Here is a 9,644-nt window from a genome sequence, read left to right as displayed (position 1 = left end):
GCCAGCCGCCGCCCGAACTCGGGCAGATGGGGCATCAGTTCGGCGTCGCTCAGCGGGCGTTCCGGACCGGCTACGAGATGGTCGACGGCCGTGCCGCCCGTCCCCGACCGGCGGCTTCTTCCGGGCGACGCCCGCCGCGTGAACAGCGTGACCTCGTGGCCCTGCGCGCCGAGCGCGGCGATCAGCCCGCCCAGCCGCTGCGGCCGATCCGCGACGACCATGGATATTCTCATCGTTTCTCTCCTGTTCGTTTCACACCAGGCGTTCATGGACGTAGCACCAGCGCCAGCGCGTCCCCGGGCCGATGCCCGAGGCCAGCGGATGGTCGGTCTCCTGGTAGTGGGCCTTGGCGTGCTGCTGCGGCGAGGAATCGGAGCAGGCGACCCAGCCGCAGGTCAGGCAGATGACCAGCGCGCTCCAGGACTCGCCTTTGGTCTCGCATTCGCGGCAGCCCTCCGAGAGGGCGCCGACCGGCCGCAGTCCTTCCAGGTGTTCGCAGTGCGGAGCCGTCCCGTTCGGGTGGCTGGACGCTCCGCCGATACTTCTGCTGGTCTCGTACACCGCCGCGACGCTCCCTACCGGCCCGCGCCTGACAGGCCGTCGAACGCAGTCAACGCCCGGCGGGCCCTGGGGGTAACCGGCAGTCAGCGCAAGCCTCATCAGCCGCGCAGATGGGCCCTTTACGGATCCGCGGTTTCCCCGCGCGGGTGAGGCGGCTTAGCTGGAAGCATGAAAACGGACATCGCGACTCCCCTGGCCGCCCGTGTGCGCCTCGAACCGTCCCGGAAGCGGTACGGCGGGCTCGACGGGGGCTGGTGGCCGCGGTCCGGCGATCCGGTGCCGGAGTTCACGGCGCTGGCCGAGGCGCTCAGCGGCCCGCTCGGCCCGGTGATCAGGTTGACGGTCGACCGCGCGGACTGGCCGGATCTGCCGCGCCGGATCGTCGTCAACGGCCGTCAGGTGCGGATCGGCACGTTCTCCGCGCTCAACCACAAGATCATCGTCACCTGCGGCCGTGACGACGTCTACCTGCTGCTGGTCGTCCCGCCCGGCGCCGATCCGGCGGCGGCCGACAGAGCTCTGATCCGGGCGGCGACGGGTTCGGACACCCGCCCGGATCAGCTCCTGCTCCAGTCGGGCGTGCTCGACGCCGACGGCGCGCTGATCAAGGCGTCCGGCGATAACGGCCAGTTCGACCGGTGGCTCGACGACGGCGCCTCCGGCTGAAGCCCGGCGGACTCGACCGTCACGGGTTAAGCTGCGCGCACAGCACGTCCGGTCCTCTGCTCCGGTCCTCGGCGGCGGCCTCCCTCAGGCCTTCAGCAGCACGGGCAAGGATGACCATGACCGTTTCGCCTGTCGCGTCACGCACGTCCCGTCTCGATCCGGAGATTCCGGAGCTCCACCTGCGCACCGGCAGAGCCGGGCACTGGCTGGTGGTGACGGCCGAAGGGTCCGTGCACGGCGCGACGGCCGCCCGGCTGCGCGCCGGGCTCCGCGCGGCCCTCGACGAGAGCCTGCTCGTCGCGGTGGACCTGGCGGCCGCCGAACTCACCGACGTCTCCGGGTTCGGCGTGCTCGTGGGGGTCAACCGCTCCGCCCGAGCGCAGGGCAGGGTGTTCCTGGTGGTCGCGGCCGCCGCGCCGGTCGTCCGGATACTCCGCACGAACGGGCTCGACCACGACCTCCTCCTCTGCACGACCCTGCCCGGACTGATCGCCAGGTGACCGATCGCCCGGTGAGCGGGTTATTTCTCCTTGAAGGCCGCCATGATCGCGGCGTTGGCCTCGCCGATGAAGGACGCGCGGTTGGCGGCGGCCCAGTCGCGGCTGGCTGTCAGGGCGGCGGCCGAACCCTGGAAGTGCGGGGCGACATAGCGGGCGAAAAGCTCGTAGGAGCGACGGGTCTCGGCGGTGTCGGCCCACTCGTGCGCCATGATCAGGTAGCTGCCGAAGCCGCCGGACTTCTCCTGGAGGCGTTCGATCTGGGCGATGGCGTCGTCGGGGGTGCCGATGACGGCGAAGCCGTTGGCGTTCATCGCGTCGGCCATCTCGGCGGTGTCGTCGGTGTCGGGGGCCAGCGGCAGCGCGGCGACCCGTTTGAAGTAGTCGACCCAGCCGCCCAGCCCGAACGCGACGTCGCGTTTGGCCTGCTCCCGGGTGTCGGCGAGATGCATCGGGCCGACGAGCCGCCAGGTCGAGCGGTCGACGGGGCCGCCCGCCGCCGCTTCCATGGTCTTCCAGGTTTCGCCGAGCAGGTCGAAGCCCTTGGTCTGGGTCGCGCCGATCGACAGCAGCCCGGCGCCGTGCTTACCGGCGGCGCGGGGGCCTGCCGGGGAGACCGTCGCGGCCACGGCGACCTCGAGGCCGTCGCGGCTGTAGGGGCGGAGCTGGAGCCGCGCCTCGTCCAGGGTGAACCAGTCGGTCTTCATGGTGACGGGGGCGTCGCCGGCGAGCAGGGCCATGATGGCGTCGAGGGACTCGGCCATCATCTGGCGCTGGCGGGCGACCTCGATGCCCATCATGTGGGCGTCGCTGGGCAGGGAGCCGGGGCCGACGCCGAGCATGACGCGGCCGCGCGTCAGATGGTCGAGCAGGACCATCCGGTCGGCCAGCATCAGCGGATGGTGGTAGGGCAGCGACGACACCCCGGTGCCGAGGCGGATGTGCCTGGTCCGTTCGGCGGCGACCGCGATGAACACCTCGGGCGAGGCGATGATCTCGTACCCGGCGCTGTGGTGCTCGCCGATCCACGCCTCGTCGAAGCCCAGCGCGTCCAGATGGACGATCAGATCGAGATCCCGTTCCAGTGCGAGGGTCGGATTCTGCCCGGCGGGGTGGAAGGGGGCGAGAAAGACACCGAAGCGCATGGAAGACCACCTTAACTAGAACGTGTTTCTTATCTAGCCGGTAGCGGGTGCCGGAGCGCAAGCCCTCCGCCGGAATGACCGGCGTCACAGCGACGTTAAAGATCAAAGAGAGCGTGTTCCGGAGACGAGGGGATTGCGGTGAAGGTAGAGATCTGGACCGATATCAACTGCCCGTTCTGCTACCTCGGCAAGCAGCGGTTCGAGGAGGCGCTCGACGCGTTCCCGCACCGCGACGAGGTCGAAGTGGTGCACCGGTCGTTCGAGCTGAACCCGGAAGCGCCGAAGGACGAGAGCCGCCCCGTCATCCCGATGATCGCCAAGAAGTACGGCATTTCGGAGCAGCAGGCCGCCGCCAACGAACGGAACATCGGCGCGGACGCCGCCGGGCTCGGCCTCCCCTATCTGACCGAGGGCCGCGACTGCGGCAACAGCTTCGACATGCACCGGCTGCTGCACTTCGCGCTCGCCCACGACAAGCAGGACGACCTGCTGACGGCCCTGTACCGCGGCAACTTCGCCGAACGCCCCGCCCTGTTCGGCGACGACGAACGCCTGGTGGAGCTGGCCGTCCAGGCGGGCCTGAACGAGAACGAGGTCCGCACGATCCTCGCCGACCCGACGGCCTACGCCGACGCCGTCCGCTCCGACGAACGCCAGGCCGCCGAACTCGGCTGCACCGGAGTCCCGTTCTTCGTCTTCGACCGCAAGTACGCCATCTCCGGCGCCCAGCCGCCCGAGGCGTTCGCCCAGGCGCTCCAGCAGACCCACGCGACGGCCACCCCCCTGGAAACCCTGCCGTCCACGGCGGTCTGCGGCCCCGACGGCTGCGAGGTGCCCGACCGCACCCCCACCACCTGAGCTTCAGCGGAGTGCCGCTCGTCCAGCAGCTCGGACGGGCGGCGCTTCCGTGCTCGCTCAGGTTGAGGGGAGCAGCTTGGCGACGTCCGGCGCGTACACGGTCATCCAGTGCGGGTGCAGCCGGTAGTAGACGACCTCCTTCTCCCAGTCGAAGGCGTCCGCCCCGTAGAAGTCCTGGAAGTAGGCGAGCAGCTCCGGCCAGTCCGGGGCGGGCTCGCCTTCTTCGGGGTTGAGGATCTCGACGGTGCCGTGGGTGAAGACCCCCAGGTCCTCGCCGCGCAGATGGGCGACGCTCGCGGCCGGGCGCGCGGCGAGATGGCGGGCCTTCGCGGCGGTCCGCGCCGTCCCGAAATACCACTTTCCGTGGAGGAAGTGGCCGTCCGCGCCGCTGATCCGCGGTTCGCCCTTGGCCGTGACGGTCGACAGCGCCAACGTGCACATCCCGTCGAGGATCCGGGTGAGCCGTGCGGCGTCGACCGTCCGCTCCGCGACGATCGACCGCAGATGGCCGGTGGACCTGGACAGCGACGAGTCGAGCAGCGCCTGCAGTTCCTCGATCTCCTGTGAAGTCTCACGCATCAGCCCAAGGTAGCGACCGGGTCCGACAGAACGACGCCTCCGACAGAAAGACGCCGCCCGCGCGCGGCGGGCGGCGTGTTCCCTGCGCGAGGTCAGCCCAGCGGCTCGATGGTGACGTTGAGCTGCTTCATCAGCGGCTGGTCGCTCTGGGCGCTGAAGTCGCTGATGGACAGGAGCTGGTTGAGCTCCGGCATGTACCCGGCGGTGACACCGCGCGGGATGTCGTGCTGGACGGCCAGGAAGCCCTCCAGGGTGCGGGTGGTGCCGTCCTTCGCGAAAGACGTGATCTTGGTGGGCTGGAACTGGGCGAGACCGCGGTCCGCCATGTCGTCGGCGTTCATGAAGACGAGGGTGCGGAGGTTGTGGATGCCCCGGTAGCGGTCGCTGTCGCTGTAGATCGTGGTGTTCCACTGGTTGTGGGAGCGCATCGCGCCGAGCGTGAGCCTGCCGTCGTGCGGAACGACGTCCGGCAGGGGCGCGTGGGAGAACTCCGCGCGGCCCGACGGGGTGAGGAACACCAGTTCACGGGCCGGCTGCTTGATCCGGAAACCCATCGGCTGGCGGACGCGGCGGTTGAAGTCCTCGAACCCGACCAGGGCCTTGGCCATCGTGTCGCGGATCCGGTCGTAGTCCTTGACGTACCACTCCCACGGCGTCTTGGAGTCCGGCAGCGCCGCCCGCGCCAGCCCCGCGATGATCGCCGGTTCGGACAGCAGGTGCGGCGACGGCGGCTTCCGGTTGCCCTGCGACAGGTGCACCATCGACATGCCGTCCTCGACGGAGATCCGCTGCAGCCCGGCCTCCTGGACGTCCTTCTCGGTGCGGCCCAGGCACGGCAGGATCAGTGCCTTCTTGCCGTGCACGATGTGGCTGCGGTTGAGCTTGGTGCTGACCATGACGGTCAGGTCCACCTTGCGGATGCTCGCGTAGGTGAATCGCGTGTCGGGCGAGGACAGGGCGAAGTTCCCCGCCATCCCGACGAACACCTTGATGTCGCCGCGGTTCATCGCCTCGATCGTGCCGACGACGTCCAGGCCCTTGTCGTACGGCGGTTCGATCTCGCAGACCTCGGCGAGCCGGTCCAGGAACTCCTTCGTCGGCTCGTGGTCGACACCGCACGTCCGGTTCCCCTGGACGTTGCTGTGCCCGCGGTTCGGCGCGGGGCCCGCGCCCTCACGGCCGATGTTGCCGCGCAGCAGCATGACGTTGACGATCTCGCGGATCGTGTCGACTCCGTGCTCGTGCTGGTTGACGCCCAGCCCCCACGTCATGATCGTGCTGTCGGCTTCGCGGTAGATCTGCGCGGCCTGCAGGATGACGTCCTTCGGGACGCCCGACTGGTGGACGATCTCATCCCACGAGGTGTCCTCGACGACCTGCTTGTAGCCCGCGAACCCGAACGTGTGCCGTTCGATGAACAGCTTGTCGAGGGCCTTCTCGTCGTGCTCGGCCATCTCCAGGGTGGCCTTGGCGATACCGCGCATCAGCGCCATGTCGCCGCCGGCCCGCGGCTGGATGTTGAGGTTGCTGGTCGGGGTGGCGCGGAAGGTCGCCATCGCCATGATCTCGTGCGGGATGATGGTCCTGGTCGCGCCCGACTCGATCAGCGGGTTGATGTGGACGATCTTCTTGCCGTCGCGGTAGAGCTGCGCGAGCGGTGTCAGCATCCGGGGCGCGTTGGACGCGGTGTTGATGCCCATCACGAAGACGGCGTCCGCGTTCTCCCAGTCCGTCAGGTCGACGGTGCCCTTGTGGGTGCCGAGGGAGTCCTGCATGGCGCGGGCGCCCGCCTCGGTGCACATGTTGGCGCAGTCGGGCTGGTTGTTGGTGCCCAGTTCCCGCGCCATCAGCGAGTACAGGAAGGACGACTCGTTGCCGAGGCGTCCCGAGGTGTAGTACGACGCCTGGTTCGGGTCGTCCAGCGCGCGGACGGTGTCGCCGAACAGCTTGAAGGCGTCTTCCCAGGTGATGGGGACGTAGTGGTCGGTCTCGGGGTCGTAGACCATCGGCTCGGTGAGGCGGCCCTGGTCTTCGAGCGCGAAGTCGGACCATTCGAACAGCTCGGTGACGGTGTGCTGGGCGAAGAACTCGCGGGTGGTCCGTTTGCCGGTCATCTCCCACGTGGTGTGCTTGATCCCGTTCTCGCACAGGTCGAGTTCGAGGCCCTTGGTGTCGCCCCACGCGCAGCCCGGGCAGTCGAACCCGCCGTCCTCGTGGTTGATCTTGAGCATTTCGGCGGAGCCGATGAGGAGTTCGCGCTCCTTCAGCAGCACCTCGGCGACGGCCTTGGCCGCACCCCACCCGGCCGCGGGGTGCGTGTACGGCTTGGATTTCGGCGGCTTCTTCGGCACGGGGCCGACGCTCGGTTGCAGCTTGGTCCCGGCTTCGACGCCCTCTTGCCGCACGATCGCGTCGTCGCCCTCGTATAGCTCCTGATCGCCCACGGCCATCCCCTCAGTACCGTTTACCTAGCCCTGAGGTTATGTCCGCTGCACGCTCCGCCCATGGTCAACTTCCGCCCAAACCCCGGAAAGTTCTCACCAGGCCCCGAAGGCGCTAGCCCAGCCCGTCGCGGAACGCCTGCCAGGCCCGCGCCCCGAACATCAGCACGTCCGCCTCGGGATGCTTCGAATCCCGCACCAGCACGGCCCGCCGCTCCGCCCGCACCTCAACACACGCATCGCCCTCAGTGCCGCTGCGTGCGCTCTTCCGCCAGGGCGCGACTTCGACGCACTCCTGCCCTTCGCTGCCGCTGTGCACGCTCTTCCGCCAAAGCGCGACTTCGACACACTCCTGCCCCTCGCCACCGCTGTGCGTGCTCTTGCGCCAAGGCGCGACTTCCACACACTCTGCACCATCGGTGCCGCTGTAGCTGCTCTTACGCCAGCGGACATCACGGACGTTCGCACCCATCATGTCTCCGAGCGTATCCGCTGAATCAACGCGAGGGAGGCTTCTTGCGAGTGCGACACCGCCCGCAGATGGTTGAAGACATCCGCATAGCGGTTCAGGCTCGTCTGATCCTCGAGGTACCAGGCGTTGGTCACACTGTCGATCATCGCGATCCAGAGCCCGTTCACTTCCATGAGGACGAACGAGCCGTTGACTCCCGGGTGCGCACCCGCCGCGAAGGGAAGGACCTGCAGGACGACGGAGGGCAGCGTGGCCGCCTCCACAAGGTAGTCGAGTTGCTCGCGCATCACCTCAGGACCGCCGACCTGCTGCATCAACGCGCCCTCGGAGACGATGGCCCAGACCTCAGGCGGCTCGCCCGCCTCGAAGATCGCGCGGCGCTTGAGCCGGATGTCGATGAGCGCCTCCAGATGATCCGGCTCTCCTTTGGAGACGCCGCCGGAGAGGATCGCACGTGCGTAACGAGGCGTCTGGAGCAGACCGGGAATCAGGTTGAGCTGCATGGTCCAGATTCGCGTCGAGGACGCCTCAATGGAGATGTAGTCGAACATCTGCGACGAGAGGACGTCGGCGTAGGTCTGCCACCAGCCTTGCTTCTTGGCGTCGCGGGCGAGGGCGAAGAGGGATTCGCGGAGGTTGGGGTCGGTTACGTCGTATTTGTCGAGGATTTGTTCGAGGGCGGCTCGGCGGATGCCGCGTTGGGCGTTCTCGAGTTTGGAGAGGGAGGAGACCGTGCGGTTGAGGAGCCGGGCGGCGGCGTGGGGGCCGAGCCCGGCGGCTTCGCGGAGACGTCGCAGCTCCATGCCCAGGCGTCGTTGACGCCAGGTCGGAGGGTCGCCGTCCGGGAGGAAGAACGCTTCGGCCATGCACACATCGTGCTTGATTCGCTACCGGAATGGGGGAGTTTCCGCGTGCGGTCCGAAATTGACTGAGTGTGCGCGAGCACTGCGGCACCTGCGGACAGAACACCCGAGACCGCCGCGTCCACGGCTCATCACCGCCGAAGCTGATCGCAGTGAAGGCGTGCAAATGAAGGCGTACAAGCGACGGCGTGCGGCGGAAGGTCTGTGATGGGTGCGGAGAAACCACGTTTCGAGGTCATGCTGTTCCCGGGGGTGCCGCGTGCGGTGACGGCGGCCCGGCAGGTCTTCCGTGATCTGCTCGGCGACGCGCATCCGGCCGTCGACGACGCCGAGCTCTGCCTTTCGGAGCTCGTCACCAACGCCGTCCGCCATTCGCGGAGCGGTCAGCGCGGCGGCCAGGTCCGCATCGAGATCGCGTTCTGCGCGAAGTCCGTCGCCGTGAAGGTCGTGGACGACGGCGCGGACGGAGTCCCCCACGTCGCGGACAGCGCCGACGAGTCAGGGCGCGGCATCTCGATCGTGGAGGCCGTCGCGGAAAGCTGGGGCGTCGAATGGGTGGGCGGAAAGACCGCGGTGTCCTTCAAGGTATGACGAACACCGTGTGACGAACACCGTGGAACGCGCGCCGTGTGACGTGCGCCGAGCCGCTTGCCCCAGCGGCGTGGATCATGGCAGGTTGTGACCGCTCATAACGCCCTTTGTGCGGAGGTCACCCGCTTTGCCGACGTCACTGCGGACCGGCGACCCCGACGAGCTGTGCGGCTACCGCCTGGCGGGCAGGCTCGGCGAGGGCGGGCAGGGCGTCGTCTACCTGGGCGAAGACGCGGACGGCCGCCGCGTCGCCATCAAGGTCCTGCACTCGCACCGCACCGACGACGCACGGACCCGCGAGCTGTTCCTGCGGGAGGCGCGGGCGGCGCAGCGGGTCGGGCCGTTCGGGACGGCGCGGGTCCTGGACGTCGGGACCACCGACGACGACCTCCCGTTCATCGTCAGCGAGTACATCGAGGGGCGTTCGCTCCAGCAGCTCGTGGAGGACGACGGGCCGCTGTCGGCGTCCGGGCTGCTGCGGCTGGCGATCAGCACCGCCTCGTCGCTGGCGGCGATCCACCGGGCGGGCATCGTGCACCGCGACTTCAAGCCGAGCAACGTCCTGCTCGCGCTCGACGGCCCGCGCGTCATCGACTTCGGGATCGCCGGCCTCACCGAGGCCGACAAGGCGACCGTCACCGGCAAAGGCGAGGGCACGCCCGCGTTCATGTCGCCCGAGCAGGTGAACGGCGGCCGCCTCACCACCGCGTCCGACGTTTTCAGCTGGGCGTCGACCCTGCTGTACGCGGCGTCCGGACGGCCGCCGTTCGGCAAGGACGCGATCGTGCTCGTCCTCAACCGGATCCTCCAGCTCGAACCCGACCTGGCGGGGCTGCCCGACGAGCTCCGCCCCCTGGTCGTCCGCTGCCTGGCCAAGGATCCGGCGGCCCGCCCCACCGCGCAGGAGCTGGCCGTCGCCCTGGTCAGCCCGGCCGGTGACGCCACGACCACCCTGCCGCCCGTCGCGCGGC

General features: G+C 68.9%; 11 protein-coding genes and 1 pseudogene. 5 read left to right on the top strand and 7 right to left on the bottom strand.

Annotation, left to right across the window (positions count from 1 at the left end; translation table 11 throughout):
• Both ACYVE7_RS21935 and ACYVE7_RS21930 read right to left on the bottom strand, forming a co-directional pair.
• Nucleotides 1-233, bottom strand: a pseudogene (locus tag ACYVE7_RS21935) (glycosyltransferase); the annotation flags it as partial.
• A 19-nt stretch (nucleotides 234-252) separates the two neighbouring features.
• Nucleotides 253-561 (bottom strand): UBP-type zinc finger domain-containing protein, encoded by a 309-nt coding sequence (locus ACYVE7_RS21930; RefSeq protein ID WP_460366864.1) that lies wholly within the window; start codon nucleotides 559-561, stop codon nucleotides 253-255.
• Nucleotides 562-729: 168 nt separating this feature from the next.
• On the opposite strand from ACYVE7_RS21930, the gene ACYVE7_RS21925 reads away from it, so the two are divergent.
• Together ACYVE7_RS21925 and ACYVE7_RS21920 are read left to right on the top strand one after the other, a co-directional pair.
• Complete coding sequence (locus ACYVE7_RS21925; protein ID WP_460366863.1) at nucleotides 730-1,227, top strand: DUF5994 family protein; 498 nt, start codon at nucleotides 730-732, stop codon at nucleotides 1,225-1,227.
• A gap of 116 nt (nucleotides 1,228-1,343) precedes the next feature.
• Nucleotides 1,344-1,727: an STAS domain-containing protein gene (locus ACYVE7_RS21920; protein ID WP_460366862.1), complete on the top strand. Its 384-nt coding sequence runs from the start codon at nucleotides 1,344-1,346 to the stop codon at nucleotides 1,725-1,727.
• 20 nt (nucleotides 1,728-1,747) lie between these two features.
• Here the strand turns inward: ACYVE7_RS21920 and ACYVE7_RS21915 are convergent, their stop codons facing one another.
• Nucleotides 1,748-2,869, bottom strand: coding sequence for an LLM class flavin-dependent oxidoreductase (locus ACYVE7_RS21915; protein ID WP_460366861.1), 1,122 nt, complete (start codon nucleotides 2,867-2,869; stop codon nucleotides 1,748-1,750).
• 138 nt (nucleotides 2,870-3,007) lie between these two features.
• Between ACYVE7_RS21915 and ACYVE7_RS21910 the strand changes: the two genes are divergently transcribed.
• Nucleotides 3,008-3,727, top strand: coding sequence for a DsbA family oxidoreductase (locus ACYVE7_RS21910; RefSeq protein WP_460366860.1), 720 nt, complete (start codon nucleotides 3,008-3,010; stop codon nucleotides 3,725-3,727).
• Between the two features lie 57 nt (nucleotides 3,728-3,784).
• Here ACYVE7_RS21910 and ACYVE7_RS21905 read toward each other — a convergent pair whose 3' ends face one another.
• The 4 genes from ACYVE7_RS21905 to ACYVE7_RS21890 form a co-directional block, all read right to left on the bottom strand.
• Entirely contained in the window at nucleotides 3,785-4,306 is a 522-nt protein-coding gene (locus ACYVE7_RS21905; protein ID WP_460366859.1) for a pyridoxamine 5'-phosphate oxidase family protein, read from the bottom strand.
• 92 nt (nucleotides 4,307-4,398) lie between these two features.
• A complete protein-coding gene (locus ACYVE7_RS21900) occupies nucleotides 4,399-6,750 on the bottom strand; it encodes an FdhF/YdeP family oxidoreductase (RefSeq protein WP_460366858.1) in 2,352 nt (783 codons plus the stop codon).
• A 112-nt stretch (nucleotides 6,751-6,862) separates the two neighbouring features.
• Nucleotides 6,863-7,222, bottom strand: a complete 360-nt coding sequence (locus tag ACYVE7_RS21895) for a DUF397 domain-containing protein (RefSeq protein ID WP_460366857.1) — start codon at nucleotides 7,220-7,222, stop codon at nucleotides 6,863-6,865.
• A complete protein-coding gene (locus ACYVE7_RS21890) occupies nucleotides 7,219-8,085 on the bottom strand; it encodes a helix-turn-helix domain-containing protein (RefSeq protein WP_460366856.1) in 867 nt (288 codons plus the stop codon). Before ACYVE7_RS21890 ends, ACYVE7_RS21895 begins: the two co-directional genes overlap by 4 nt.
• A gap of 234 nt (nucleotides 8,086-8,319) precedes the next feature.
• Between ACYVE7_RS21890 and ACYVE7_RS21885 the strand changes: the two genes are divergently transcribed.
• The gene (locus ACYVE7_RS21885; protein WP_460366855.1) at nucleotides 8,320-8,673 is read left to right on the top strand and encodes an ATP-binding protein; all 354 of its coding nucleotides are present in this window, start codon (nucleotides 8,320-8,322) and stop codon (nucleotides 8,671-8,673) included.
• Nucleotides 8,674-8,800: 127 nt separating this feature from the next.
• Nucleotides 8,801-9,644: serine/threonine-protein kinase (locus ACYVE7_RS21880; RefSeq protein ID WP_460366854.1), on the top strand; the 844-nt coding region annotated here is incomplete at its 3' end.

The organism is Actinocorallia lasiicapitis, from assembly GCF_054778695.1.
Note: the sequence above shows the minus strand (reverse complement) of the source record. Positions and strands in the feature narration are given on the sequence as shown.

Coding starts and splice junctions, on each gene's coding strand:
- ACYVE7_RS21925 (WP_460366863.1), top strand. CDS start 730: ATGAAAACGGACATCGCGACTCCCCTGGCCGCCCGTGTGCGCCTCGAA.
- ACYVE7_RS21920 (WP_460366862.1), top strand. CDS start 1,344: ATGACCGTTTCGCCTGTCGCGTCACGCACGTCCCGTCTCGATCCGGAG.
- ACYVE7_RS21915 (WP_460366861.1), bottom strand. CDS start 2,869: ATGCGCTTCGGTGTCTTTCTCGCCCCCTTCCACCCCGCCGGGCAGAAT.
- ACYVE7_RS21905 (WP_460366859.1), bottom strand. CDS start 4,306: ATGCGTGAGACTTCACAGGAGATCGAGGAACTGCAGGCGCTGCTCGAC.
- ACYVE7_RS21895 (WP_460366857.1), bottom strand. CDS start 7,222: ATGATGGGTGCGAACGTCCGTGATGTCCGCTGGCGTAAGAGCAGCTAC.
- ACYVE7_RS21890 (WP_460366856.1), bottom strand. CDS start 8,085: ATGGCCGAAGCGTTCTTCCTCCCGGACGGCGACCCTCCGACCTGGCGT.
- ACYVE7_RS21885 (WP_460366855.1), top strand. CDS start 8,320: ATGCTGTTCCCGGGGGTGCCGCGTGCGGTGACGGCGGCCCGGCAGGTC.